The 26,606-nt window shown below is 56.2% G+C and carries 18 protein-coding genes and 3 pseudogenes; 12 read left to right on the top strand and 9 right to left on the bottom strand.

What is annotated here, in order from left to right; genetic code table 11:
- The first annotated feature begins 17 nt into the window (after nucleotides 1–17).
- The 4 genes from nirB (at nucleotide 18) to LCF41_RS14535 (ending at nucleotide 8,881) form a co-directional block, all read left to right on the top strand.
- Complete coding sequence (nirB, locus tag LCF41_RS14550; protein ID WP_225088188.1) at nucleotides 18–4,205, top strand: nitrite reductase large subunit NirB; 4,188 nt, start codon at nucleotides 18–20, stop codon at nucleotides 4,203–4,205.
- On the top strand, nucleotides 4,202–6,910 hold the full coding sequence (locus tag LCF41_RS14545; RefSeq protein WP_225085211.1) for a nitrate reductase: 2,709 nt from the start codon (nucleotides 4,202–4,204) through the stop codon (nucleotides 6,908–6,910). Before nirB ends, LCF41_RS14545 begins: the two co-directional genes overlap by 4 nt.
- A gap of 25 nt (nucleotides 6,911–6,935) precedes the next feature.
- On the top strand, nucleotides 6,936–7,769 hold the full coding sequence (gene cobA / locus LCF41_RS14540; RefSeq protein WP_225085210.1) for a uroporphyrinogen-III C-methyltransferase: 834 nt from the start codon (nucleotides 6,936–6,938) through the stop codon (nucleotides 7,767–7,769).
- Between the two features lie 155 nt (nucleotides 7,770–7,924).
- Nucleotides 7,925–8,881 (top strand): Rpn family recombination-promoting nuclease/putative transposase, encoded by a 957-nt coding sequence (locus tag LCF41_RS14535; protein ID WP_225085209.1) that lies wholly within the window; start codon nucleotides 7,925–7,927, stop codon nucleotides 8,879–8,881.
- Nucleotides 8,882–8,985: 104 nt separating this feature from the next.
- Here the strand turns inward: LCF41_RS14535 and LCF41_RS14530 are convergent, their stop codons facing one another.
- Together LCF41_RS14530 and LCF41_RS14525 are read right to left on the bottom strand one after the other, a co-directional pair.
- Nucleotides 8,986–9,450 (bottom strand): YehS family protein, encoded by a 465-nt coding sequence (locus LCF41_RS14530; protein ID WP_225085208.1) that lies wholly within the window; start codon nucleotides 9,448–9,450, stop codon nucleotides 8,986–8,988.
- A gap of 84 nt (nucleotides 9,451–9,534) precedes the next feature.
- Nucleotides 9,535–10,056: a 1,2-dihydroxy-3-keto-5-methylthiopentene dioxygenase gene (locus LCF41_RS14525; RefSeq protein ID WP_225085207.1), complete on the bottom strand. Its 522-nt coding sequence runs from the start codon at nucleotides 10,054–10,056 to the stop codon at nucleotides 9,535–9,537.
- Between the two features lie 239 nt (nucleotides 10,057–10,295).
- On the opposite strand from LCF41_RS14525, the gene LCF41_RS14520 reads away from it, so the two are divergent.
- The 5 genes from LCF41_RS14520 to LCF41_RS14500 all read left to right on the top strand — a co-directional run bounded on the left by LCF41_RS14520 (nucleotide 10,296) and on the right by LCF41_RS14500 (nucleotide 15,815).
- Complete coding sequence (locus LCF41_RS14520) at nucleotides 10,296–11,276, top strand: sugar ABC transporter substrate-binding protein (protein ID WP_411561436.1); 981 nt, start codon at nucleotides 10,296–10,298, stop codon at nucleotides 11,274–11,276.
- Nucleotides 11,277–11,279: 3 nt separating this feature from the next.
- Nucleotides 11,280–12,827, top strand: coding sequence for a sugar ABC transporter ATP-binding protein (locus tag LCF41_RS14515; protein WP_225085205.1), 1,548 nt, complete (start codon nucleotides 11,280–11,282; stop codon nucleotides 12,825–12,827).
- The gene (locus LCF41_RS14510) at nucleotides 12,824–13,816 is read left to right on the top strand and encodes an ABC transporter permease (RefSeq protein WP_225085204.1); all 993 of its coding nucleotides are present in this window, start codon (nucleotides 12,824–12,826) and stop codon (nucleotides 13,814–13,816) included. Before LCF41_RS14515 ends, LCF41_RS14510 begins: the two co-directional genes overlap by 4 nt.
- On the top strand, nucleotides 13,813–14,811 hold the full coding sequence (locus tag LCF41_RS14505) for an ABC transporter permease (RefSeq protein WP_225085203.1): 999 nt from the start codon (nucleotides 13,813–13,815) through the stop codon (nucleotides 14,809–14,811). Before LCF41_RS14510 ends, LCF41_RS14505 begins: the two co-directional genes overlap by 4 nt.
- Before the next feature lie 62 nt (nucleotides 14,812–14,873).
- Nucleotides 14,874–15,815, top strand: coding sequence for a carbohydrate kinase family protein (locus tag LCF41_RS14500; protein ID WP_225085202.1), 942 nt, complete (start codon nucleotides 14,874–14,876; stop codon nucleotides 15,813–15,815).
- A gap of 52 nt (nucleotides 15,816–15,867) precedes the next feature.
- Here the strand turns inward: LCF41_RS14500 and LCF41_RS14495 are convergent, their stop codons facing one another.
- From LCF41_RS14495 to LCF41_RS14485, 3 genes are all read right to left on the bottom strand, one after another.
- Nucleotides 15,868–16,896, bottom strand: a complete 1,029-nt coding sequence (locus tag LCF41_RS14495; RefSeq protein WP_225085201.1) for a 2-hydroxyacid dehydrogenase — start codon at nucleotides 16,894–16,896, stop codon at nucleotides 15,868–15,870.
- On the bottom strand, nucleotides 16,893–18,440 hold the full coding sequence (locus LCF41_RS14490) for an FGGY-family carbohydrate kinase (protein ID WP_225085200.1): 1,548 nt from the start codon (nucleotides 18,438–18,440) through the stop codon (nucleotides 16,893–16,895). Before LCF41_RS14490 ends, LCF41_RS14495 begins: the two co-directional genes overlap by 4 nt.
- Before the next feature lie 173 nt (nucleotides 18,441–18,613).
- Nucleotides 18,614–18,823, bottom strand: coding sequence for an ArsR/SmtB family transcription factor (locus LCF41_RS14485; protein WP_250160537.1), 210 nt, complete (start codon nucleotides 18,821–18,823; stop codon nucleotides 18,614–18,616).
- Between the two features lie 183 nt (nucleotides 18,824–19,006).
- Between LCF41_RS14485 and LCF41_RS14480 the strand changes: the two genes are divergently transcribed.
- Complete coding sequence (locus LCF41_RS14480; RefSeq protein ID WP_225085198.1) at nucleotides 19,007–20,095, top strand: NADH:flavin oxidoreductase/NADH oxidase; 1,089 nt, start codon at nucleotides 19,007–19,009, stop codon at nucleotides 20,093–20,095.
- A 447-nt stretch (nucleotides 20,096–20,542) separates the two neighbouring features.
- Here the strand turns inward: LCF41_RS14480 and LCF41_RS14475 are convergent, their stop codons facing one another.
- Entirely contained in the window at nucleotides 20,543–21,703 is a 1,161-nt protein-coding gene (locus LCF41_RS14475) for a trans-sulfuration enzyme family protein (protein ID WP_039360130.1), read from the bottom strand.
- Nucleotides 21,704–21,748: 45 nt separating this feature from the next.
- Complete coding sequence (locus LCF41_RS14470) at nucleotides 21,749–23,116, bottom strand: pyridoxal-phosphate dependent enzyme (RefSeq protein ID WP_225085197.1); 1,368 nt, start codon at nucleotides 23,114–23,116, stop codon at nucleotides 21,749–21,751.
- Nucleotides 23,117–23,370: 254 nt separating this feature from the next.
- On the opposite strand from LCF41_RS14470, the pseudogene LCF41_RS14465 reads away from it, so the two are divergent.
- Nucleotides 23,371–24,560, top strand: a pseudogene (locus LCF41_RS14465) (IS3 family transposase); the annotation flags it as partial.
- 37 nt (nucleotides 24,561–24,597) lie between these two features.
- Here LCF41_RS14465 and LCF41_RS14460 read toward each other — a convergent pair.
- Nucleotides 24,598–25,805, bottom strand: a protein-coding gene (locus LCF41_RS14460; RefSeq protein WP_225088082.1) for an IS3 family transposase whose coding sequence is annotated in 2 segments (ribosomal slippage) — nucleotides 24,598–25,484 and nucleotides 25,484–25,805 — 1,209 coding nt in all. Because the reading frame shifts where the segments join, the coding sequence is not laid out codon by codon here.
- 85 nt (nucleotides 25,806–25,890) lie between these two features.
- Here LCF41_RS14460 and LCF41_RS14455 point away from each other — a divergent pair.
- Nucleotides 25,891–26,235 (top strand): annotated as a pseudogene (locus LCF41_RS14455) (integrase core domain-containing protein); the annotation flags it as partial.
- 34 nt (nucleotides 26,236–26,269) lie between these two features.
- Here LCF41_RS14455 and LCF41_RS14450 read toward each other — a convergent pair.
- Nucleotides 26,270–26,434: pseudogene (locus tag LCF41_RS14450) on the bottom strand (RAQPRD family integrative conjugative element protein); the annotation flags it as partial.
- Between the last annotated feature and the right edge of the window lie 172 nt (nucleotides 26,435–26,606).

Here is a 26,606-nt window from a genome sequence, read left to right as displayed (position 1 = left end):
GCGAGGCCGAAACGATGATGAAACCGCATCTGATTGTGATTGGTAACGGGATGGCGAGTGCGCGATTTGTCGATACGTTGCGGCAACTGGCTGCGACGCGCTACCGCATCACTGTGATTGGTGATGAACCGCGTGCCAGCTACAACCGCATCCTGCTGTCGCCGGTATTGGGCGGCGAAAAAGCGTTTACGGATACGCTGCTGATGCCTGCGGCTATCGATGATGATGCGGCGCTGCCAGTGAGTTATCTGTTGGGTGAGCGGGTAACCCATATCGATCGCCAGCAGCGTGAGGTGACAACGACGCAACGGCAGCTGCATTACGATCATGTGGTGCTGGCGACCGGATCTACGCCATTTATGCCACCGATGCCCGGTATCGATCTGCCGGGCGTATGCGGCTTCCGCACGCTGGATGATGTCCAATTGATGCTGACGACGATTCGCCAGTCTGTGCCTGCGGTGGTGATTGGCGGGGGCTTGCTTGGGATTGAAGCGGCAGCGGCGCTGAAACTGCGCGGTGCCGACGTCACGCTGCTACATCGCGTCCCGATTCTGATGGAGCGTCAGTTGGACGCGACGGCGAGCGACCTGCTGTGCGGCAGCCTGCGCGCACGCGGCATTGTCTGTGAAACAGATGTGCAGGTTGTGGCGCTACACGGTGATAAACGCGGGGTGACGGCGGTCGCGCTGGCAGATGGCCGTACGATCCCCGCCGGACTGGTGGTGGTGACGGCAGGCGTGATTCCCGCCAGCCAACTGGCTCGCGAGTGTGGCTTGCCTTGTAATCGTGGCGTGCTGGTGGATGGACAACTGCAAACCGCCGATCCGTATATCAGCGCGATTGGCGAATGTTGCGAACTCAATGGCGAAACCTTTGGGCTGGTTGCCCCGTGTTTCGCCCATGCCACGCTGGTGGCACAGCGCCTTGCTGGACATGCGCCGAAAGACTATCAGCCTGAACAGGCGGCGACGCGGCTGAAAGTCACGGGCATTGGCGTGGTTAGCGGCGGCGATATTAACGTGGCACCGGATGATGAGGTGTACACCCTTTTTGATCCGCAGACGCAGTACTACCGCCGTCTGCTACTGCGCGACGGTCGGCTGAGCGGTGTCCTGCTGTATGGCGACACTGACGACAGCCAGCGTTTGCTGGCCGCGATGGATAGCGCGACAGAAGGCGAGATGATTTCGCCTGCCTCGCTGCTTTTCGGCTTTTCTTCCCCTGATTCTGACTCACAGCCTGAAGCTGTAAGGATTCCTGTCATGAGCAAACCTATTTTAGTGGTCGTCGGCCACGGTATGGTCGGCCACTATTTTCTCGAACAACTGGTTGAGCGTGACCTGCATCAGCATTATCACATTGTCGTATTCGGCGAAGAACGCCATGAAGCCTATGACCGTGTTCACCTCTCCGAGTATTTTTCCGGCCGCAGTGCCGCCTCGCTGTCGCTGGTAAAAGACGGTTTTTTTGCCGAGAACGGCATTGAGCTACGCAGTGCCAAAGAGATCGTGGCTATCGATCGTGAACGTCAGTGCGTGTGTGATGCGCAGGGCAGAGAAACCGCCTACGACAAACTGGTGCTGGCAACGGGGTCTTATGCCTTTGTTCCGCCCATTCCTGGCAACACGCGCCCCGGCTGTCTGGTGTATCGCACGTTGGACGATCTGGATGCGATTGCGGCACAGGCGAAAAAGGCTAAATCCGGTGTGGTGATTGGTGGCGGCTTGCTGGGGCTGGAGGCCGCAAACGCTTTGCGTCAACTGGGGCTGGATACGCATGTGGTGGAATTTGCTCCACGTCTGATGGCGGTACAGTTGGATGACGGCGGTGCCAGCATGCTGCGCCGCAAGATTGAAGCGCTGGGCGTACAGATTCATCTCAGCAAAGAAACGCGTGAAATCACCGACGGCGAGCAGGCGCTACATCGTCTCTGCTTTGCCGACGGCAGCGTATTGGAAACCGATCTGGTGCTGTTTTCCGCCGGAATTCGCCCACGCGACAAACTGGCGGATAGCTGCGATTTAGAGAAAGGGCCACGCGGCGGCATTGTGATTGATGACCGCTGTCAGACCTCCGATGACGCGATTTTCGCCATCGGCGAGTGTGCGCTGTGGAAAGGGCAAATTTTCGGGCTGGTGGCGCCGGGCTACCAGATGGCACGCAGCGTGGCGGATACACTTGCGCAGCGCGATACACCATTTACCGGCGCGGACATGAGCACCAAGCTGAAGCTGCTGGGCGTGGAAGTGGCCTCGATTGGCGATGCGCACGGGCGCACGGCGGGCAGCCAAAGCTACCAGTGGACGGACGGCCCGAATGAGGTTTACAAGAAAATTGTCGTCTCTGCTGACGGCAAGCGTTTACTGGGGGCGGTACTGATTGGCGACAGCAGCGATTACAGCACGCTGCTGCAAATGATGCTCAACGATATGCCGCTGCCTGCACAACCGGAAGGATTGATTTTGCCAGCACGCTCTGGCGATGCACCGAAAGGACTGGGCGTGGCGGCGTTACCCGCCAGTGCACAAATCTGTTCCTGCCATAACGTCAGCAAAAGTGATATCTCGGCGGCGGTGGCGGGCGGCTGCGGTGAACTGGGCGCGTTGAAAACCTGTACCAAAGCGGGGACGGGCTGCGGCGGTTGTGTACCGCTGCTTAAACAGGTGATGGAGTATGAATTGACGCAGTTGGGCGTTGAAGTGAAAAAGGATATCTGTGAGCACTTTGCCTATTCGCGTCAGGAGCTGTATCACCTGATCCGCGTGCATGAAATCCGCTCGTTCGACAGCCTCCTTGCGCGTTACGGCCACGGTTTAGGCTGTGAAGTGTGTAAGCCGCTGGTGGGGTCGATGCTGGCGTCCTGCTGGAATGACTATCTGCTGCAACCGCAACATCTGCCGTTGCAGGATACCAACGATCGTTTCTTCGCCAACATCCAAAAAGATGGCACGTATTCTGTCGTGCCGCGCGTTCCGGCGGGAGAAATTACGCCGGAAGGTCTGATTGCCATCGGTCAGGTGGCACAGCGCTATAACCTGTACACCAAAATCACTGGCGGCCAGCGGGTGGATTTATTCGGTGCTCGCTTAGAGCAGCTTCCGGCGATCTGGCGTGAGCTGATTGATGCCGGATTTGAAACTGGCCATGCCTACGGCAAATCGCTGCGTACCGTGAAATCCTGCGTGGGATCGACCTGGTGTCGCTACGGCGTGCAGGATTCCACTGGGCTGGCGATTCAATTGGAGCACCGTTACAAGGGGCTGCGTTCACCACATAAGATCAAAATGGCGGTATCGGGCTGTACCCGCGAATGTGCGGAGGCGCAGAGCAAGGACATCGGCGTGATTGCCACCGATAAAGGCTGGAATCTTTACGTGTGCGGAAACGGTGGCATGAAACCGCGCCATGCGGATCTCTTTGCCAGCGATCTGGATACCGAAACCCTGCTGCGCACCATCGATCGGGTCTTGATGTTCTATATCCGCACCGGCGATCGTCTCCAGCGTACCAGCACCTGGATGGATAATCTGGAAGGCGGTATCGACTATCTGCGTCAGGTGATTCTCGAAGATAGCCTGAATATTGGCGAAGAGTTAGATAAAGAGATGCAGCGCGTGGTGGAGGCCTACCAGTGCGAATGGCAAACCACGCTGGAAAGCCCGGAACGTCTGGCGTTGTTCCGCGGTTTCCTGAACAGCGATAGCCCGGATGAAGCGGTGGTGATGGTGCCGGAGCGTGGACAAATTCGTCCGGCGCAGGATCATGAGAAAGCAGCATCGCCAGAACCGGTTGTCCTGAAACCCGCTGCGCATGAAGCGGAGTGGGTACAGGTGGCGACGTTGGGCGATATTCCGCGTCATGCTGGCATGGCGGCGCGCCTCGGGCAGCAGCAGATCGCGCTGTTCCACCTGCCGGGGAGCGAGCAGCAGGTGTACGCGCTGGAAAACCATGAACCGGGCAGCGGGGCGAATGTACTGTCGCGTGGGCTGATCGGCGACGTGGCGGGCGAACCGGTGGTGATTTCTCCGTTGTACAAAAAGCGCTTCAAGCTGCGGGATGGTGTCAGCCCGGATGACAGTACGCTATACGTGCGCGCCTGGCCAGTACGTGTGGAAGACGACGAGATTTGGGTATGCCGTCAACCGCTGGCCGTACCTGAAAGCGTCGGTCTGGCAGACGCTGCCATGGCGAAAGCATCATGACCGCGCGTGTCTGTCGGACGACCTGCCCGTATTGTGGCGTCGGCTGTGGCGTGCTGGCAGAACGCGACGAGCAAGGCGCAATAACGATCAGCGGCGATCCGGTGCATCCGGCGAATTTGGGGCGGCTGTGCGTCAAAGGCTCCGCGCTGGGGGAAACGCTGGATTTGAAAGGCCGCCTGCTGTGGCCGCTGGTGGAAGGGCGCCGCGTTAGCTGGGAGCAGGCGCTGGATACGGTGGCCGAACGGCTGCTGGCAACCATGCAGCAATACGGCCCGCAGTCGGTGGCGTTTTATGGCTCAGGTCAGCTGTTGACGGAGGATTACTACGTTGCCAACAAGCTGATGAAGGGCTTTATTGGCGTCGCCAATATGGATACCAATTCGCGGCTGTGTATGGCGTCTGCGGTGATCGGCTACAAACGCGGGTTGGGCGCGGATGCCGTTCCCTGTAGTTATGAAGATATCGAACAGGCAGATGTGGTGGTGCTTGTCGGTTCTAATACTGCCTGGGCGCATCCGGTGGTGTATCAGCGGCTGGTGCAGGCGAAACAGCAGCGACCGCAGATGCAGGTGGTGGTGGTCGATCCTCGACGTACCGCCACCTGCGATATCGCCGATCTGCATTTACCGTTGCAGCCCGGCAGCGATGCGGGATTGTTTAACGGCCTGCTGCATTGGCTTGCGCAGGATTCACATATTGATATTGCCAGCGTGACCGAGCGTTTTTCCGGTGTGGAAGCGGCATTACAGTCAGCAGAGGCATGGTCGGTGGCGCAGGTAGCCGATTTCTGTCAGTTGGATGAAGCGGAGATCGCACATTTTTATCACCTGTTTAGCATGAGCGACAAGGTGGTCACGCTCTACTCACAGGGCGTTAATCAGTCGTCATCGGGCAGCGATAAGTGCAACGCGATCGTTAATGCTCATCTGCTGAGCGGAAAAATCGGCGTATCGGGATCCGGTCCGTTTTCGATAACCGGGCAGCCAAATGCGATGGGCGGGCGGGAAGTCGGCGGGCTAGCCAATCAGCTTGCCAGCCACATGGGGTTTACACCGCAGGATATCGAGCGCGTGGGGCGCTTCTGGCAGAGCGATAATGTGGCGACACAGCCCGGTCTGAATGCGGTGGATCTGTTTCGCGCCGTTGAACGTGGCGATATTAAAGCCGTGTGGGTGATGGGTACCAATCCGGTGGTGTCGATGCCGGACGCTGACCGAGTGAAACAGGCGCTGGAACGCTGCCCGCTGGTGATCGTCTCTGAGGTGATGCGTCATACCGATACCGCAGAAACCGCTGATATCTTACTCCCCGCGCTGGGGTGGGGGGAAAAAGACGGCACGGTAACCAATTCCGAACGCCGGTTGTCTCGTCAGCGTGCCTTTCTGTCTGCGCCGGGGGAAGCCAAAGCCGATTGGTGGATCCTGAGTCAGGTGGCGCAGCGTATGGGATTTGCCGAAGCATTTGCCTATCAGCATCCCGCAGAGATCTTTCGTGAACATGCGGCGCTGTCCGGGTTTGAGAATGACGGCAGCCGTGCGTTTGATATCAGCGGACTGGCGACGCTCAGTAATCAGCAGTGGCAGCAGTTGGAACCGATACAGTGGCCAGTGAATGCGGCATTTCCACTCGGGCGTGCCCGGCTGGGTGACGATGACCGATTCTGGCATGCCGATGGTAAAGCGCATCTGGTGGCGGTAACCCCGTCGCTGCCACAAAGCCTGTGGAACGAGTCATATCCATTAGTGTTGAACACCGGGCGTATTCGCGATCAGTGGCACACCATGACGCGCACCGGTAAAGCTGCCCGGCTGATGCGCCATATCAGTGAACCTTACTGTGAGCTGCACCCGCAGGATGCGCAGACGCATGATATTCAGGCGGGCGATCTGGTACGCCTGTCGTCGGTGCATGGCTGGATGCTGGCGCGGGCGCGGATTGACGCCGGACAGGCACGCGGCAGCGTGTTTGTGCCGATGCACTGGAATCAGCAGTTCAGCGCCCAGGCGCGGGTCGACAGTTTAGTTGCGCCGATTACCGATCCCCATTCCGGCCAGCCGGAAAGCAAGCACAGCCGGGTACGTATCCAACCCTGGCATACCGCCTGGCAGGCGACGCTATTTTTTGCCGATGAATCGGCTTCAGCGCCATTAACATTACCCACAGAGCATGACGTTCTGCCGCCGCCTGCACCCTATTGGAGCAAGATTCCGCATGAGGGCGTGACGCAGTATCTGTTTGCCGACCGCCTGCCAGTAGACAACTGGCAGGCATGGCTGACTGAGCATTATTGCCTGGAGAACATGCAGTGTCAGATCGCACAGGGCAACGGCATCTTTCACCTGATTGGCTGGCGTGATGGCCGTGTCGTGCTTGCCTGCTATGTCAGCGCACAGGTGCTGCGCATCGACAGCGATGCGGTGTGTCAGGCGTTTATCCATCCGCCTCAGCTACCGCACGAGCGGCATGCGCTGTTGGCGGGTCAGGCACCACAGGGGCAGGTGCAGCAAGGTGCAACGATTTGCAGCTGCTATAGCGTGGGTGAAGCGATCATTGTTGGCGCGATTCGCCAAGGGTGCCACAGCGTGGTGGCGTTAGGCGGAGCGCTGAAATGTGGCACTAACTGCGGTTCCTGTATCCCCGAACTGAAGGCGTTATTGAGTCAGCATGTACCGATAACGATCAATGAACTGAAGAAAGCAGGTTGAGCGCCACGGCGTAATGAGGTGTGACATGATGACAACACAATCGATATTGGCACAAGGTCAGCGGCGTCAGCCCGTACTCGGCGGTGAAATCTGGCTGGTGGGCGCAGGGCCGGGCGATGTGGAACTGCTGACGCTGAAGGCGCTGCGGGCAATCCAGCAGGCGGATGTGGTGGTTTATGATCGGCTGGTGTCGGCGGAGATTATGGATCTGGTGTCGGAGCAGGCGCTGTGCATCGACGTGGGGAAAACGCGCGGCTGCCATCGTTTGTCACAGGAAAAAATCAATCAGCTGTTGGTCGAGCTGGCGCAGGCTGGGCAGCGGGTGATCCGTCTGAAAGGTGGCGATCCGTTTATTTTTGGTCGTGGTGGTGAAGAGATGGACTATGCCCAGCAGGCCGGAATTGTCTGCCATGTGGTACCGGGTATTACGGCTGCGACCGGCTGTGCGGCGGCCGTGGGATTACCGCTGACCCACCGCGCCTGTGCGCAGTCGGTGCGCTTCGTGACTGGCCATTCGCGCGATGGCGAACCGCAACTGGACTGGCCGACGCTGGCGGACAACCAGCAAACGCTGGTGTTCTATATGGGGCTGAGCCACAGCAGTCGACTGTGCCAGCGCCTGATCGAACATGGGCTCTCAGCCCAGACACCTGTCGCGATTATCGAACGTGGTACGCAGCCGGATCAGCGGTTATTGACGGCAACGCTGGCGACCTTACCGGCACTGCTGGCACGTTATCAGCCACAGTCGCCCAGTCTGTTGGTGGTCGGTGACGTCGTCCGCTTCTGCCGTCATCCGGCGTTGCATGTCGACGCAGCACCTGCGCGGTTGGCGATGGAAAAACATCAAGCCGCCTGACCGCACCGGCTCTCTGCCTACAGCCAGCGCCTCGAAATAAACCGATTTTTCTTCGAGGCGCTTTCCACTTTCTACGCGCTTTTCTGCTTTCTTACCGTGTTCCCGTTACTCTCCCCACTGAATTTTAGCCAGCGTCTGACAGGGAAGGGGACGAGATGCCATCGCATGATGCGATCTTCAAACAGTTTCTGAGCGACATCGCTGTCGCACGGGATTTTCTGACTATTTATTTGCCGAGTGAAATCCGTGACCGCTGTGATTTCAGCACGCTGCAACTGGAGTCGGCGTCGTTTATTGATGAAAAGCTGCGCGCGCGGATATCGGACGTACTGTACTCGCTGCGCACCACTGCAGGTAAAGGGTATATTTACTGCGTGATTGAACACCAAAGCCGCCCGGAAAAGCAGATGGCTTTCCGGCTGCTGCGCTATTGTCTGGCTGCCATGCAGCAGCATCTGGATCAGGGGCACGATCGCTTACCGTTAGTGGTGCCGCTGCTGTTTTATCATGGCAGAGCGCGTCCTTATCCCTATAGTCTGCGCTGGCTGGACAGCTTTGCCGATCCTGTATTGGCACAAACGCTATATGAACAGCCTTTCCCATTAGTGGATTTAACCGTCATGCCGGACGATGAGATTCGCACGCACCGACGCATGGCGTTACTGGAACTGGTACAGAAGCATATTCGTACCCGTGATATGCTGGAGCTGGCGCGTGAGATTGGGTTACTATTTGAACACTGGTCGGTGCCGCTGACCCAGCGTCGGGCGCTGTTATTTTATATTGCACAAGCGGGAAACACATCCAAGCCCGCAGACTTCATTGACGCACTGGCTGCACCGCTATCAACCGGTCAGGAGGACATTATGACGATTGCAGAACAACTGAAAAAAATGGGATTCGAAGAAGGGATCCAACACGGTATTCAGCAAGGATTGGCACAAGGCCTGGAGCAGGGCATTGAACAAGGGATGAAAAATAGCGCCAGACAAATTGCCCGAGAATTGTTGTTAACGGGTATGGATAAAGAAAAAGTGCGGCAAATTACCCGGCTTGAAAACGAAGAGCTGGAGCTGCTGGTCACGGCTATCCTGCATGACACACAGCACTAATGGCGTATTAAACGATACCGTACGAAAAACTGAGCGTTGCTGATGCCTGTTACAGAAAAAGATCAGCCGGGCAACGCTCACGTCCTTTCGCTAGCGCATTGCTTTTAGCCTTTACGGACTCGCGCCGTTAGCCCTTTCAGAAAGTAGCGAATGACCTGATCGCCGCAGGTGCGATAGTTTTTGTGGTCAGGGGCGCGCATCATCGCGGTCACTTCCGGCACTGAAATGCGGAAATTTTGCTCCAGCAGGATCGCCTGAATATCATCCGTTTTTAGCGAAAATGCGACACGCAGTTTTTTCAGAATAATATTGTTGGTCATCTTGCGCTCAAACTGCGGCGCAGGCTGGTTTTCATCTTTGCCGCGTTTTTGCAGAATCAGTCCATTCAGGAAATAACTCATCACGATGTCCGGGCAAGGTTGATAGCCTTCCTCACCCTCTTTTTTGACGTAGCTCGCCAACTGCTGGGGAGGGACGGTCATCTCCACCAGCTCCAGGATCTTCAGCAGGTGGTCATTGTTCAAATTCAGCATATAGCGCACGCTGCGCAGGACATCGTTATTCATCATTACGGAAGGGGTCTCGCCGTTCATCTTGGTACAAAACGCACAGTATAAAGGGAACGGCGGAGAAATGCAGAAACGATCGTGGAATTAGTGAAACGTCTCCCGTCCGGTAAAGTGCCCGACCCAGCCTTCTGGGTTGGTAAAAATACGAATCGCGACAAAATCAGGAAATTCGCCGCAATCAAACCAGTGTGGCGTGTTGGCGGGAACGCGTAAGAGGTCGCCGGCCTCGCAGGTAAGCTGGAAAACCTGTTCGCCCATTGGTACAAAGAAGGTGCCGCTACCGCGCACAAAAAAACGCACTTCATCTTCGCTATGGGTATGTTCCTGAAGAAATTTTTCCCGCAGTGCCTGTCTCTCCGCGTGATCTGGCGTCAGGCTGATTACATCGGCAGAGGTGTAGCCCTCCTGCTGTTTGAGACGCTCAATATCGGCATGATACTGCGTCAAAATGGTTTCGCTGCTGGCATCAGGCGGTGGTGCGTCGGTCTGCCAGTGTTCCAACTGGATTCCGGCGCTGGCGAGTAGAGCCGCGATGTCAGTAAACGCAGTGAGTTGCTGGACGGGCTGTGTGATGTGCGGGCGGTGATAAATCGAGAGCGTTGTCATGGCCGTTTTTCTCATCAGGGTTGAAGAACCTTAACCATTTACTTTATAGGGATAAAAAACAAGATGCTTTTTTTATAACTTATTCCTTCTAATTCAATGATTAACAATCATTACATCTGCTGAACAACGCTATTTCCATTTAATTACTAGCCATTATCATTTTTGTTATTTCGATTTAACTTTTCCCGTTGCTAATCTCTTTCACTGCTAATAATTTTATAAAAATCGGGATAAATATGATGAAGACTCGCTTTTCTCGTCTCGCGGCATATGTGCTGGCGACAGGGGTATTGACCTCGGTTCAGGCGGCGGATGAGACACTGTCATTGAAGGGAAAAACCATTGGCGTTGCCGTGGTGGGAACACAGCATTTTTGGGATCGTGAGGCTTACAAAGGGGCGACCGAGGAAATCGAGAAACTCGGTGGGCAGGTCGTGGGCGTGGATGGCGGACGTGATAATCAGGTTCATGCCAATAACCACGATATTCTGCTGGCGCGCAAGGTCGATGCCGTTATCAGTATTCTCGGCGACAGCGCGGTAGAGCCGAAGTTTAAAGCGCTGCGTGAGGCAAAGATTCCGGTTTTTACCGTCGATCATGTTTCGTCTTACTCCATCAATAACACGACGTCGGATAATTATGCGATCGGTTCGACGATCGGGCGCTATACGGCGGATGCGCTGGGTGGAAAAGGGAATATCGCGGTTTTCAACGCGTTCTCCAACGCGCTGCGCATCTGTGGTATTCGCTATGACTTGTGGAAATACGTTCTACAAGATTACCCAGGGATCAAAATCATTCAGCCTGAACTGGCTGAACAATATTCCAACTCGCCGGAAGACGCGCGCAAGAAAACCCTTGAACTGCTGAGCCAGCATCCGAAAGGCACGCTGGATGCCATTCACGTTGCTTGCTGGGATCAGCCCGCCATCGGTGTGGTGCAGGCATTGGAAGAAACCGGACGTGACAAGGACGTGAAGGTCACGGCGATTGATGCCGGACCAGAAACGCTGGAAATTATGGCGGAAAAAGGCAGCCCATTTGTTGCCAACGTCGCGCAGCAGCCGCGTCTGATTGGCACTACATCGGCGAAAAACGTCGCCCGTTATTTCGCGGGTGCCACGTTGCTGCCGCAGACGTTTGTGCCGGTCTTGCCCGTCAAAGGGGAGGCAGAAGCCAAGGCAGTCTATAAACAGCTTGGCTATGGCGACCTGAAATAATCTATGGCGGGATATGATTTAGCCTCGTCGTCATCCGGCGGCGGTCTGGCAATGGCACACATCAGTAAGCAGTTTGCGGGGATTTCCGCGCTGGACAATGTCTCGCTAACGGTTCGGCCGGGAGAAATTCTCGGTCTGATCGGGGAGAACGGTGCGGGGAAATCGACCTTAATCAAGGTACTGGCTGGTGTTTATGCCGCGGATGGCGGTGAGATCGCTATCGATGGGCAGCGGTTGACCGCTGTGACGCCTGCGGTTATCCACGCGCACGGCGTGCGTTTTATCCATCAGGAACTGCATCTGATTCCCCATTTTACCGTGGCGGAATCGGTGTTTCTGGGGCAGGAGCCTGTGAAGTGCTGGCGAGGTGTCGATCGTCGGGCGATGCGGCGTGAAACGGAGCAGTTTTTTCAGCACACCTTTACTTTATCGATAGACGCTAACCGGCTGATTCGCGAGCTAAGTCTGGCGGAACGCAAACTGGTACAGATTGCGCGAGCGCTGATTGATGGCAAGGCGCGGCTGGTGGTGTTTGATGAACCGACCGCGCCACTCGAAGCACGCGAAGCCGCACAGCTATTGGATACGCTCCAGACGCTGAAACGGCGTGGTATCGCCATTATCTATGTCTCTCATTATCTTAATGAAATTGCGAATATCTGCGATCGCGTCACCGTATTACGTAATGGTAAGGGCGTGGCGATGCTGGACGATCCTGAAACGAAGGATATCGATGGAATGATTCGCCTGATGGTAGGGCGAGAGATTGCCAGTCTGTTTGACGGGAAACGGAAGGCAGGGAAAAGCGAAACTCCGCTGCTACAGGTTGAACAGCTTACCGATCGGCAGCATTTCCAACCGATCCGTTTTCAGGTCGCGGCGGGAGAAATTGTTGGTATCGCGGGGCTGTTAGGTTCGGGGCGTGAGGCGCTGATTGATGCGCTCTATGGTATTACGCCTGCCCGTGAGGGACATATCGCGATCGAGGGGCAGACGCTGCGACCGCGTTCTCCGGTACAGGCAATTGCACGGCGTATGGCGCTGGTGCCGCGCGATCGTCGTCACGATGGGCTGATTTTACCGCTATCCGTGGCGGACAATATCAATTTGGCTTCCTTGCCTGCTGTCGCCTGGCGCGGATGGCTACGGCGTAAAAAAGCCGCTGCGCAGGCGAATCATCTGGCGCAGACGCTGGATATTCGGCCGGGTGATGTCAGTATCCCCGTACGTAATTTAAGCGGCGGTAACCAGCAGAAGGTAATATTGGCGCGTTGGCTAAAGACCGACACCCGCCTGTTTATCCTTGATGAACCGACGCTGGGTGTCGATATTGGCGCGAAGGCAGAAATTTATCAGTTGACCCGACAGCTCGCCGCCGAGGGGCGGGCGGTTATCGTCTCTTCCAGCGACGATGGTGAACTACTGGGGCTGTGCGATCGTATACTGGTGATGTGGCGTGGCGAACTTATCGCCGATGTGCCGACGGAGCATCTCTCGTTGGACAGCCTGCTGGCGTTGACCAGCAGTGGCCGAACACAGGAGGCGGTATGACTCACGCTCTACAGCCCATCCGTCCGACATCGCGTTTAGTCTGGCTTACCAATCATATTCCCTTGCTGCTGTTTGCAGCGCTATTGCTGTTTCTCTGCCTGAGCGCACCTTATTTTCTCAGTTGGCAGAATATCACCATTATTTTGCGCCAAAGCGCGCCGCTGGCGATCCTGTGTTTCGGGCTGGTTTGTGTGATTACCGGCGGCGGCGACGATGTGGTTTCCGGCGGTATCGATCTCTCGCTGCCCGCGATTGCGGTACTTGCCGTCGCGATCGTCAGCGACGGTTTGACGAACGCAGGTATCAGCTATCCGTGGCTGATTGCGCTAGTGGCGGGGGCCGCGTTATTGGCGGGGTCGGTGAATGCCGCACTGGTGGTGGCGATTCGGCTACCGCCGCTCTTGGCGACATTAGCCTGCTCCGTGGCAGTTATCGGGCTCACCAATTTGCTCACCCAGCAGCGGCGTATCAGCGTGAGCGACCCGGTGATTGTGGCATTTCGTGATAGCAGCCTGCTCGGGCTGCCGCTGGCAGTCTGGTTCATGCTGCTGGTTTTTCTCTTGTTTCAGTTTTTTGTTCACCATAGCCGCTGGGGCCAGCATTTGCAGGCCGTGGGGGGAAACCGCGAAGCGGCGCAGCTGTCGGGGATTGCCCACACGCCGCTGGTTATCGGTTCGTATCTGTTAGGCGCATTGGCGGCGGCGTTGGCCTCGCTGACGCTGGTGGCGCAAGGATCGGGCAGCTCGCCCGGTACGGCAGAACCGTTGCTGCTGGAGATGGTATTGGCGACGTTCCTGGGGGCGGCGTTCTCGCGTCGTCGGGTGGTCACTATCTGGGGAGCATTGCTGGGCACGCTGCTGGTTAATGCCTTGTCGAACGGTCTGGCGCTGCTGCGCGTCGATATTTTTTGGGTCGGTGCGATTAAGGGCGCACTGATTCTGGTGGTGCTCACCGCCGCCTCGCTGCGCAGGCAAAGGAGCCGCATGTGAAAAGTTCTTCTTTGGCGGCGCAGCCTGCGCTGTCGGGCAGCAGGCTCGGGTTGTCGTTTTTTATCCGCTATGGCTTTCTGGTCATTCTGCTGGCCTTTCTGGTGTTTTTCTCACTGCAAAACCCGATATTTTTAACGTTAGGCAACTGGGGGAATCTGTTGCAGGGCAGTGCGGTACTGCTGATTGTGGCGCTGGCCATGACGCTGGTGGTGACGGCGGGCGGGATCGATCTGTCCGTGGGGGTTGCGCTGGATTTTGGCGCGGCCTTCGCGCTGGTGGCGCTCAAAGTCTATGGTCTGCCGTGGCAGGCTGCGGTATTGGCCGCGTTGGCGGGGGGCGCACTGGTGGGGCTGGTGAATGCAGTGCTGATTATCCATTGCCGAATTAAGCCGTTTTTGGCAACGCTGGGGACATGGTTTATCGGTAGCAGCATCGAACGTATCTACACCGAAGGTGGCGGGCCGATCGCTTACCGCCGGATGGCATCGCAGTATCACGAACTGGCTGTGGGCGATCTGTGGGGCATTCCGGTGCCGATTCTGATTGTTGCGGTACTGTGGCTTGCCTATTACCTGTTTTTTGAACGGACGATTGCCGGTAAACGTATTCATGCAATGGGCTTGAATGCGCCCGCGGCGCTGATTGCCGGGGTTAACGTGCGGCGCACGATGTTCTGGCTGTTGATTGTCACGTCAGTGACGTGCGCTATCGGTGGCGTGGTGTTATCTGCCAATCTGCGGCAGTTTACGCCGCTGGCCGGACAGGCGTACCTGATGGACGCCATTGCCGCTGTTTTCATCGGCACTGCGTTCCACGCACAGGGGCGACCTAACGTGGCGGGGACGCTAATCGGCGTGCTGTTTCTCGGCATGATCGCCAACGGTTTGAACTTGATGGGGCTGAATTTCATCGTAAAAGATACGCTGAGCGGCGTGATTTTAGTGCTGGCGTTGGCGCTCTCTTTCCTGCAAGGGCGGCTGCGCCAGCGGCAATAAATGAATCGAACACAAATAAAAAAGCATAACGTGAAGAAGCTGAATATGAAGAAGGAGCGAGCGTGAATCAGTTTGATGCGGTTTTTGTCGGATTAACTATTCTGGATGTCGCCGGTCGGCCAGTGACTGGGTTGCCCGAAGGCGGTGGCGTTCATTTTATCGATGAAATTCGCCTTAATCCTGCCGGAACGGCCAGCGGCGCGGCGATGAACGCAGCCAAACTCGGTATCCGCACGGCGACGGCCGCCTGTCTCGGTGAGGATGAAAAAGCCGATTTTATTCTGGCGACCTATCGCAAGCTGGGCATCGACTGTTCTCTAATACAGCGAACGGCGGCAGCGTCGACATCGGCGACGATTTTGACCATTCGACCGGACGGCGAGCGTCCGGCGCTGCACTATCGCGGCGCATCAGATCACCTGTTCATTGATGAGCAGGACTTTGATGCCGTGTGTAATGCGCGTTTCCTACACCACGGCGGCACGGGGCTGCTGGCGAAAATGGATCAGGGTCAGAGCGCGCGTCTGCTCCGTCACGCCAAAGCGAAGGGGCTAACGACCAGTTTCGATCTTATCGCACCCAATGCCGAGACGCTGGGGTTACTGACGCCGTTGCTGCCGGACGTCGACTACTTTATGCCATCGCTGGACGAGGCCGCGTTTATCTCCGGCCTGACTAAGCCAGCAGAGATTGCGGCTTTCTTTCTCGATCGCGGCGTCGGCACCTGCATTTTCAAAGCGGGGGTGGCCGGGTCTTACGCGTTCGGTCAAGGGGTTGCGCTGCGTATTCCTGCCTACCGTGTGGCGGTCTCGGATACTACCGGCTGCGGCGATAGCTACTGCGGCGGTTTTATTGCTGGTCTGGCGAAAGGCTGGGATCTGGAACAGGCCTGCCAGCTTGGTTCAGCCGTTTCAGGGCTGGTTGCTACTGGTCTGGGGTCTGATGCGGGCGTGATCGACTGGGAACACACGCTGCAATTTATGGCAGAAATGCCTACCTATTAGTAGGCGTTGCTGACCTATTAAGCGACGCTGACCGACCAGAGCGGTGCGGCGTCTATTTCCATTCGTAAAGCAGCGGTTCACCGTGAATGAACCGCTGTAGGTCGGCGGCAATCATCGCGGTGTGCTTCACCAGCGTCTCCCGCGTCGCGCCGGCAATGTGCGGTGTGAGTACCACGTTATCAAATTCGGTAATGAACGGGTGATGACGCCAGAGCGGTTCGCTGTCGTAAACGTCAAGTGCGGCACCTGCCAGCCACTTCTCGCGTAGCGCTGCGATCAGGTCGGCTTCGACAATCACCGCTGCACGCGAGGTGTTGATCAGATAGGCGGTAGGGCGCATTCTCCTGAGTCTGTCGAGGTTGACCAGCCCTTTGGTCTGCGGTGTGCTGTTCAGATGCAGGCTGACGAAATCGGATTGTGAAAACAGCTCATCAAGCGTGGCTTTTCGAATGCCTGGTTCATCAATCTCTTCGGCGGCGATATACGGATCGGCAATCAATAGTTGCATACCGAAGGCGCGTGCCAGTTTCCCGACACGGCGACCGATACTGCCATAGCCGATGAGGCCGAGCGTCTTGTTACGCAGCTCGCCGCCTTTGAAAACTTCATACGGGCTGTGCTTGTCTACGTCCCATACGACATCTTGCCGCAACCCCGTCTGTGTTTGTAAGGCGGTGTCGGTTTCGCGCGTGAACTCCCCGCGTTTCAGGGCGCTATGGGCCTGAGGGATGTGGCGTGCGGCATTCAGCATTAGCGCCAGCGTCAATTCTGCGGCAGCATCGGCATTGCGTCCGGGCGTGTAAAGCACCGGAATGCCTCGGCGGCGGGCGGCCTCGATATCGATATTTACCGGGTTGGCGCGAGTACAGGCAATGAGCCGCAGGTGAGGGCAAGCCTCAATGACGCGAGCGGTAATATCGTCATAGCTGGTGACGATGACGTCGGCGTTCTCCGCCAGTCGAATCAGTGCCGCTTCGCTCAGTTTGGGCTGACCGATGGCCCAGCCGTCCACAATCAGTTCCCCCAACGCCCGAAAGGCATCAAGGTTGCCGCCATATTCGGCGGTAAAGACGATTTTCATGAGGCAAGACTTTCCTGTGAGGTGGGCGTCGTGTACGAATGCATTGCGCTGTGGTTCTCTAGTGCATTAAGTGCCTGAGCCCGCGCCTGCCAGAGCGGCTGTAGCTGGTCGCGCAGTTGGCGAAAAACCGGAAACAGTGTCTGATACTGCCGATGGGCGTCGGTATCGGGGAAAAACGTTGATGCCTGTGCATTGACGGTGGGAACGATGTTGGCATTTTCTCCGATGGATAAGGCGGCGAGGCGCGCAGCGCCGCATGCACTCAGCTCTTTGACCGAACTGGCGATGACCCGGCGTCCGGTGCAGTCCGCAATAATTTGCAGCCAAATCGCTGAGGCGGCACCGCCACCGGCGATGTAGAGATCGCCGTGGGTAGGGTAACCGCTGAGCGAATCGGTTATTGCATAGGCGAGTCCTTCAAATACCGCGCGCAGTAAATGGGCGTTGGTTGTGGATTGCTCGATGCCAAAGAATCCTGCTCGTGCTGAGGTACTGTAAAACGGTGCCCGCTCGCCATTAAGGTAAGGCTGATAGAACACGCCGCCGCTACCAGGAGGAATGCGGGCAATACGTGCGTTGATGGTATGAAAGTCGGCATCGTCAGCCAGCGCGTTCAGCGCCCAGTCGATATTTGGCGTGCCGGACTGCATCGCGAATAGGTTGAGATAGTGGCCCGGCCAGGCGTGCGCGACAAAACGGGTTTGCAAACTCACCTGCGTTAAACCACGGCACACAATGCCGGTGCAACAGGTGGTGCCAAGAATGGTGAAAATGTCGCCGTCGTGAATGGCGCCGATGCCCAGCGCGGCGGCAGAGACATCCAGTGCGCCAGCACAGACGGGAATTCCCGTAGGCAGGCCTGTCTGTGCGGCGACGGCGTCGCTGAGGGTGCCGGCGATGTCATCGGGATAAAGCAAGGGTGGAAAAAGCGCGCTGATGGCGTGTAAGTCCAGTTTATCCAGCACGGTTTTTGACAGCGTTTCGCTATGCAGATCCAGCAGCGACGTCCCCGTATCCGTCAGTTCCAGATTCGCCTGTCCGGTTAGTCGAAAGCGAACCCAGTCTTTGGCGAAAAAGAAGTAATCGGCGTTACTTAGCGCATCTGGCTGGTGCTGTACCAGCCAGCGTAATTGCTGCGCGCTGTTGCACGGGAGCAGGGGAGAACCGGTTTCGGGAAAGAGCGTCGCTTCCAGATTCGGGCGCTGTTTAAGCTGATGAACCTGTTCCGCCGTCCGGGTATCGCTCCAGAGGATGGCTTGCCGAATGGGGTGGCCGTGGCGATCGCTCAGCCAGACACCCTCTCCTTGACCGGTCAGCCCGATGGCCCGCACGCGGCCGTGGCGTAATGGTGGCGAAACGGCCAGTGTTTTCAGGGTAGAAAGTACGCTGTCCCATACATGGTGCATATTTTGTTCAGCATAGCCAGGCTGCGGAGAATCGGTAACGGTGTTGGCCGACGCAATCTGAAGCTCGTTGAAATCGGCATCGAATAACACCGATTTGACCTTTGAGGTCCCGATATCAATGCCAATGTAGTAATCCATCCACGCTGCCTCATAAAACCTGTATCAGCATCAGAGTAATGGAAAAATGACGGCGGCTATATTCATAGAAGTGCAAAGCAAAGCATCAATGCTGGAATGGCGGAGCATGTGGAAGCGAGGGGAATGTGCTGCGAATATGCAATGGCGGAGAGGCCGCCATTGATGCGATAACGTTACTTGACGGGTTGAGACAGAATGGCGTCAAGCAGGCCAGGGAAGCGCTGTTGCATTTCGCTCCGGCGTAGTCGGTTGATGTGCGTGGTACCGCTGTTCGTGGTATGCAGCAGGCCAGAATCGCGCAACACGCGAAAATGGTGCGATACGCTGGATTTCGGGCGGCCGCCGTCAAGTTCGCTGCATGTTGCTTCTTCTTGTATGGACAAACAACGCACAATGGATAAGCGTAACGGATCGCTTAAGGCGTACAGGACGCGCTCAAGAGTAAATTCTTCAGGGGATGGGTGCTTAAAAGGTCTCATAGATGAATTATAGCGATAGGGTTGTCTAAAATCTATTGTTCGATTAATATCGAATTATCGAAGTAACCAGACAAGGTAGGAAATATTATGTCCGCACTGTTTCAACCCTTCAAACTGAAAGACATCACGTTACGCAACCGCATTGCTGTTCCACCGATGTGTACCTATTCCGCGAATGATGGCCTGATCAACGACTGGCATCAGGTGCATTATGCCTCACTGGCGCGCGGTGGTGCTGGGCTGGTTATCGTGGAAGCGACGGCGGTCGCCCCTGAAGGCCGCATCACGCCGCATTGTGCAGGCATCTGGAACGATGAGCAGGCGCAGGCGTTTGCCAAGGTTGCCAAATCCATTAAGGATGCAGGCGCCGTGCCGGGAATTCAGATTGCACATGCCGGACGCAAAGCCAGCGCCAACATTCCCTGGGAAGGCGACGACCATATCCCCGCTGGCGACTCACGCGGCTGGCAGACCATTTCCCCTTCCGCAGAAGCTTTCGGCGCGGATCTGTCCAAACAGCCGCAGGAAATGACGCTGGAAGATATCGCCCGCGTTCGTGATGACTTTGTTGCCGCGGCGCGCCGCGCGCTGGATGCCGGGTTTGAATGGCTGGAACTGCACTTTGCTCACGGCTATCTGGCACAGAGTTTCTTCTCCGTTCATTCCAACAAGCGTAACGATCAGTACGGCGGCAGTTTTGACAACCGCAGCCGTTTTCTGCTGGAAACGCTGGCTGCCGTTCGCGACGTGTGGCCACAACACCTGCCGCTGACCGCCCGTTTCGGCGTGATTGAATTTGACGGTCGTGATGAAGAAACCTTGCAGGAATCCATTGAGCTGACGCGTCGCTTTAAAGCCGCAGGGCTGGATATGCTCAGCGTGAGCATCGGCTTCTCTACGCCGGAAGCGAATGTGCCGTGGGCACCCGCTTTTATGGGGCCGATTGCTAAACAGGTACGCGAGCAGGCCGATCTGCCTGTCTCTTCCGCTTGGGGTTTCGGCACGCCGGAACTGGCTGAGCAGGCGGTGGCATCAGGTCAGTTGGATCTGGTGATGGTCGGCAAAGCGCATTTGGCGAATCCGCACTGGAGCTATCAAGCCGCCCGCGAACTGGGCATCGAACGCGCTTCATGGACGCTGCCAACGCCTTACGCTCACTGGCTGGAGCGTTATTAATCCCTGATAGCTATCTTTGTGAAAGTTAGATGCATTCCAACACAAGGAACAGTAGGTTTCGTGCGTGATAAGCCGCGGAGTTTCTCTGTGGCATTGATGCCACGCCCGACTTAGGGCGCCCAATCGCCGGCGCCCTAAGAACCCAGGCTTTTTGGCGGGAATTATGCCGCTAACGCGGTTCCTTCGGTGCCCATGCCCGCCTTTCGAGCCGTCAGTGACGCGTTTACTCGCCCCATAAATGGGTCTCGCCCTTCGGACCAGCACAAGTGCTGTTCAAAAACGTCTCGACGTTTTTGTCCTACGCGGCACTGACTTTCGCGACGTCCTGTCGCTCACTCGGCGTTCATGTCCACCTCAGCATAATTTTTACGCCGTGAAGATCGGTGCCATAAACGACACGCGTTGGTTGACGTTTCCTAATGCTATGAGTGGCAGATGCCGCCTGTTTCATTCACTTATATTGCTCGCATTCAGTGCCTGATACAGGTCGTCGATTAAGTCCTGCACATTTTCAATCCCCACGGATAAACGCAGCAGCTGTGGCGTGATCCCTTTTTGTCGTCTTTTTTCCAACGGCACGGAAGCGTGGGTCATGGAGTAGGGCTGGCTAATCAGGCTTTCCACGCCGCCCAGACTCTCTGCCAGCGTAAATAATCGCGTGCGCTTAATAACCTCACGCGCATAGTCCTCATCGCCCTTCAACCTCACAGAGATCATGCCGCCAAAGCCGCGCATCTGCTGCTGTGCCAACCCGTGCTGCGGGTGGCTCGGTAGCCCCGGATAGTAAACCTGCTCCACCTGCGGCTGGAGTTCCAGCCAGTGTGCAAGTTGAAGGGCGCTCTGATTGTGGCGTTCAATTCGCAGTGCCAGCGTGCGGATGCCGCGCAGCGTCAGGAAGCTGCTGAAGGGGTCGAGTACGCCGCCAATCGCATTTTGCAGATAGGCCAACTGTGACGCCAGTTCACTGTTCTTGCCGACGACTGCCAGCCCGGCAATCACGTCTGAATGACCGTTGAGGTATTTGGTTGCGGAGTGCACCACGATATCAAACCCCACATCCAGCGGACGCTGAATAGCTGGTGAAGCAAAGGTGTTATCCGCCACGCTGATGAGCCGATGTTTTTTGGCTAACGTAGCGATGGCCGCCAAATCGGCCAGTTTCAGTAGTGGATTGGTTGGCGTTTCAACCCAGATCATTTTTGTCTGCGGCGTAATGGCGTGTTCGAGCGCGGTGAGATCGGCGGGGTCAACGTAGGTCACCTGCAATCCGGCGGTGCGTTTGCGGACATTTTCTAACAGACGCCAGGTGCCGCCGTAGAGATCGTCCACAGCCACAATATGGCTACCCTGATCGAGCAGTTCTAGCAACGTGGAACTGGCGGCCAGACCAGAGGCAAAAGCGAAGCCTCGCGTCCCACCTTCCAGTTCGGCAATCGCCGCCTCCAGCACCGCACGCGTCGGGTTGCCGCTGCGTGAATATTCGTAGCCGGTATGCTCACCGGGTGCGGGTTGGGCAAACGTGGAGGTTGCATAAATCGCGGGCATGACTGCGCCAGTGCTGTCCGGGGTATAGCCCGCATGAACGGTTTGGGTATCGAATTGAGGCATGGTTCACATCCTAAGTGATAAGAAAAGAGAAGCGTGAGCAACGTATCAGCGAAGCGTCTGCCGCCATTGGTTCAGGACATCTGTACGCGTAATCAAACCGAGAAAACGATCGCCGTCGAGAATCACAGCGACAAACCCCCTGTCAAAAATTGCCAGTAGATCGTCAGGCGACGCCTCTTTTGGCAGCGTCTTGACCTGATCGGACATCGCCTCACGCGCCGTCAGTGAAAAATGCTGGGTATCGTTTTTGAGACTGTTTAGCAGATCCCATTCATCAATCACGCCGACTACGCGGTCGTTGTCTAATACGGGAAGTTGGGAGATGTCGTACAGTCGCATACGGGTATGTACCACGCTGAGCGTGTCGTCAGGTGACACCGAAACCGTGGCACCTTCATCGTGGCGATAGGTGATGAGATCGCGCAGGTCGCCGTGTGACGGACGCGTGATAAGTCCTTTCTCAATCATCCAGTAATCGTTAAACATCTTGGACAGGTATTTGTTGCCGCTGTCGCAAACGAAGGTGACGACCCGCTTAGGCTCGGTTTGTGCCCGACAGTAGCGCAGGGCGGCTGCCAGTAGCGTGCCGCTGGAGGAGCCAGCCAAAACGCCTTCTTTGCGTAGCAGTTCCCGTGCGGTGTGGAAAGACTCGGCGTCATCAATCGCGTAAGCGTGGGTAACCTGAGTGAAATCGGCCAGATCCGGCACAAAATCTTCGCCAATCCCCTCCACCAGCCAGCTTCCTGCCTCACCATATTCACCGCGCTGTATATAGTCCGTCAGAATCGAACCGGCGGGGTCGGCAAGGACAAAGGCAGTCTGCGGCGACACCTCGGCGAAGTAGCGGGTTAACCCGCCTAGCGTGCCACCGGAACCCACGCCGACGGCGACAGCGTCAATCTGTTCTTCCATCTGCTGCCACAGTTCGGGGCCCGTCGTGCGGTAGTGCGCCTCCAGATTGGCTGGATTATTAAACTGATCGATGTAGTACGCATCGGGCGTTTCCTCTGCCAGACGACGGGCATAATCCTGATAGTAATCAGGATGGCCTTTGGCGACATCAGAGCGCGTAAGCCGCACTTCTGCACCGAGTGCCCGTAGATGAAAGATTTTCTCGCGGCTCATTTTGTCCGGCACCACCAGAATCAGGTGATACCCTTTCAGTGCGGCGACCAGTGCTAGGCCGAGTCCGGTATTGCCAGCGGTGGCTTCAACGATGGTGCCACCCGGTTTCAGCCAGCCCTGACGCTCTGCGTTTTCAATCATAGACAGCGCCACACGATCCTTAATCGAGCCGCCGGGGTTCTGGTTTTCCAGTTTGACGAACAGTCGGCAGGGGCCGGTATCAAACTGGGTGAGCTCCAGCAACGGCGTATGACCGATCAGGTCGAGAACGGCGTCGGCACTTTTCATAGCATTTCACTCTGTCGAAAATGGTGGATGCCACATAGTAGATCTGCTGCAAATCGAAAATGAACGAAGTAAATCACCAAAGAATATGCATTTAAGTAATATAATATTCTGATTGGCCGTAAGGATGTGCAGAGGCGTAGCGGTGCGGGCGTATAGACTGCCAGCGAAAGGATTAATAGATCGCGTTGTGACCCCCTCTGTCAGGATAGTTGTCACCCCCATCGAAAATACTAATGACAAGATGGGAACAGAGCGTGAAACGAATTTCACCAGAACGTAAATCAGCCGCACTGGCTAAATTGCTACCGCCCTACAACATGACCGTCACCGCAGTTGCACAGATGGAAGGGATATCGGAAGCTGCTCTCTATTACTGGCGTAACAAGGCGAAAGCAGAGGGAATACCGGTGCCGGGTGCAGACAGAACTACAGACCAATGGTCAGCCGAAGCCCGGCTGGCTGTGATTATCGAAACAGCTACACTCAGCGAAACAGAACTCGCGCAATACTGCCGTAAAAAAGGGCTTTACCCGGAACAGATTAGTCAGTGGAAACAAGGCTTTTTGCAGGTGTCTTCGCCCAATGACAAAGCGGCGCTCAAACAAAGCCAGAAAGAAGTTAAACAACTAAAACGCGAACTGGTTCGTAAGGAAAAGGCGCTGGCGGAGGCGGCAGCGATACTGGTGCTGCGAAAGCAGTTGCGGGATTTTTACGGGGAAACCGACGAGGACGACTGACGCCCGGAACAGAGCGGCAGGCACTTATCGGTTATGTGCGGGAAGCGATGGCGTCAGGAGCCCGGCTGTCAATAGCGCTGACGGAAGCGGGATTAAGTGAACGGACGTGGCGACGCTGGCAAACGTCGAGGGAGGACAGGCGCGTCAGCGCGGTCAGACCCTCCCCGGTGAACCAGTTAAGTGAGCAGGAAGAGCAACAGATACTGGCAGTGTGCCATCAGCCAGACTACGCCAGCCTTCCCCCGTCACAAATCGTACCGGCGTTGGCGGATAAGGGGATTTATCTGGCAAGCGAGTCAACCTTTTACCGGGTACTGCGTCGTCATGGAGAGGTGCATCGCCGGGGACGACAACGGGCGGCTCAGAAGGTCACCCCGGCTACGAGTTGGCAGGCCAGCGGGCCGAATGAGGTGTGGACATGGGACATTACATGGGTTCCGTCAACCGTAAAGGAGCGCTGGTTTTACCTGTATCTGGTGGAAGACCTCTACAGCCGAAAAATCGTGGGATATGAAGTGCATGAAACTGAAAGTGGTGAGCAGGCGGCAGCCCTGATACAACGCACGGTCCTCCGGGAAGGATGCTGGCAATCCCCGCCGGTACTGCATGCGGACAATGGTGCGGCGATGAAGTCACAGACGTTGCAAATGAAGCTACATGAGCTGGCAATAAGGCCATCTCACAGCCGCCCAGGAGTCAGTAACGACTGATCTTGACCCGCCATCTCCGGACAGCTTTTGTATCTTAAGTTAACGATGCCCGCTGCCGCCGGTATTCCCTCGGAGAGTGATATCCCAGCGCACTGTGCGGGTGGTTCTCATTGTAATGCGTGAACGCTGCTGCAAGGTTTTTCAGTGCTGTTCTCACATCCGGTTTTGGCATAAACGCGATATAATCTTCCTTCATCGTTTTCACGAACCGCTCGGCCATGCCATTGCTCTGCGGGCTGCTCACCGCTGTTGTGCAGGGCTCCAGATTTAGTTCTCTCGCGAACCTGCGCGTTTCATGCGCGGTATACGCTGAACCGTTATCCGTCAGCCACTGCACCGGGATGTCCGGCAACCTGTCGCCGAAGCGCTTTTCCACTGACCTCAGCATCACATCCTGCACGGTCGAACTATCGTAGCCTCCCGTGCTCGCCGCCCAGTCTATGGCCTCCCGGTCACAGCAGTCCAGAGCGAACGTAACCCGTAGTTTTTCACCGTTGTCGCATCCGAACTCGAAGCCATCTGAGCACCAGCGCATATCGCTTTCTGCCACCGCGATTTTACCCTTATGCTCGCGCTGCGGCCGCTCTGGTTTGTCATGCAGTAACAACAGCTTATGTTTGCGCATTATCCTGTAAAGCCGTTTGGCATTTACCGGCGGCTGCCCCTCTGCACGACGTTGCTTACGCAGGATACCCCACACACGTCGATAGCCGTAGCTGGGCATATCGCTGATGATACCGAGGATGGCCGACAGTATTTCAGCGTCAGCTTCGTCATTACGCCGGTTACAGCGACTGTCCTGCCAGTCGGCAGAACGCTTAATCCGCAGTGACAACTGCGCACGCGACACGCCCATGGTACGGCTGACCTGAGCTATTCTCCGTCCTTTGGCAACAAGGGCGCGTGCGCTATCCATTTTCGCGACTGACCGTACTCCACAGCTTCTTTCAGGATCTCAACTTCCATCGTCTTCTTGCCCAGAAGGCGCTGAAGCTCCCGGACCTGCTTCAGAGCAGCGGTAAGCTCGGAAGCAGGAACGACTTCCTCTCCGGCCGCAACGGCGGTGAGGCTGCCTTCTTGATATTGCTTCTTCCACTTAAACAGCAGGCTGGGCTGGATACCATGCAGACGGGCGACATGGGAGACATTCATGCCCGGCTGCATCGTCTGCTGGATAATGGCGATCTTCTCCTGTGGAGTTTTACGTTTACGGACTTCTTGCCCTAACAGGATCCCGGTCATCTCAAAATTGGCGTTAGTATTAGACATATATTCAAGCCTATCTCTTATCTGGAGATACAGCTACTGTCTGGTGTTTCAGGGGGCTAGATCAGGAGTCAGTAACGACAACGCGTATGTGGAGTCGCTGTTCAGGACACTGAAATATATCCCGCAGTGGCCGTCATCGGGGTTCGATACATTGGATGAGGCACGTGAATGGGTAGAAGATTTTACGCAGTGGTATAACGAAACGCACAGACATAGCGGCATCAGGTATGTGACGCCGGGTCAGCGACATCGTGGAGAAGACGGTGTGTTGCTGAAAAATCGGGATGAGGTGTACAAAAAGGCAAAATCGCAACGGCCTGAACGCTGGTCTGGCAGAACACAGAACTGGCATCAGGTAGGGAAGGTAATGCTGAATCCAGAACGGGAAAAACAGGCAGCCTAAATCAACCGGGGGTGCCAACTATCTTGACACTTACCGCATCCTGACCATTCTGATTGGCAACCACCCGGGCACGATCTAATCCAGCCTGAACCTGGTCAAGCTGACGCATAACCAGTGCAAGTTCATCTTTTTCGGAAGCATGGGCCTGAACTACGCAAACCGAAGCCAGCAGTACACTCAGCCCAATAAATCGGCACATCTCTCTTCTCCTGTAGCGCATAACGGCGAGGAGAAAGACTGACGTAACAGGGGGATAAGCACAGCAGGAAACTGTTTATGGGATGGTGAAAATTTAGTGTGCGACTACACCATTTGTTAGAATAAGGAGGAATATTTCCTCCTTATTCACTTGAGATATGGCGATAAAATAG

The sequence above is a fragment of the Pectobacterium colocasium genome, assembly GCF_020181655.1.
Taxonomy (GTDB): domain Bacteria; phylum Pseudomonadota; class Gammaproteobacteria; order Enterobacterales; family Enterobacteriaceae; genus Pectobacterium; species Pectobacterium colocasium.
This window is presented reverse-complemented; position numbering and strand designations above follow the sequence as displayed.

Coding starts and splice junctions, on each gene's coding strand:
- LCF41_RS14475 (WP_039360130.1), bottom strand. CDS start 21,703: ATGCCTCAATTCGATACCCAAACCGTTCATGCGGGCTATACCCCGGAC.
- LCF41_RS14545 (WP_225085211.1), top strand. CDS start 4,202: ATGACCGCGCGTGTCTGTCGGACGACCTGCCCGTATTGTGGCGTCGGC.
- LCF41_RS14535 (WP_225085209.1), top strand. CDS start 7,925: ATGCCATCGCATGATGCGATCTTCAAACAGTTTCTGAGCGACATCGCT.
- LCF41_RS14495 (WP_225085201.1), bottom strand. CDS start 16,896: ATGAAAATCGTCTTTACCGCCGAATATGGCGGCAACCTTGATGCCTTT.
- LCF41_RS14530 (WP_225085208.1), bottom strand. CDS start 9,450: ATGATGAATAACGATGTCCTGCGCAGCGTGCGCTATATGCTGAATTTG.
- LCF41_RS14490 (WP_225085200.1), bottom strand. CDS start 18,440: ATGGATTACTACATTGGCATTGATATCGGGACCTCAAAGGTCAAATCG.
- LCF41_RS14470 (WP_225085197.1), bottom strand. CDS start 23,116: ATGAAAAGTGCCGACGCCGTTCTCGACCTGATCGGTCATACGCCGTTG.
- LCF41_RS14525 (WP_225085207.1), bottom strand. CDS start 10,056: ATGACAACGCTCTCGATTTATCACCGCCCGCACATCACACAGCCCGTC.
- nirB (WP_225088188.1), top strand. CDS start 18: ATGAAACCGCATCTGATTGTGATTGGTAACGGGATGGCGAGTGCGCGA.
- LCF41_RS14520 (WP_411561436.1), top strand. CDS start 10,296: ATGAAGACTCGCTTTTCTCGTCTCGCGGCATATGTGCTGGCGACAGGG.
- cobA (WP_225085210.1), top strand. CDS start 6,936: ATGATGACAACACAATCGATATTGGCACAAGGTCAGCGGCGTCAGCCC.
- LCF41_RS14515 (WP_225085205.1), top strand. CDS start 11,280: ATGGCGGGATATGATTTAGCCTCGTCGTCATCCGGCGGCGGTCTGGCA.
- LCF41_RS14480 (WP_225085198.1), top strand. CDS start 19,007: ATGTCCGCACTGTTTCAACCCTTCAAACTGAAAGACATCACGTTACGC.
- LCF41_RS14510 (WP_225085204.1), top strand. CDS start 12,824: ATGACTCACGCTCTACAGCCCATCCGTCCGACATCGCGTTTAGTCTGG.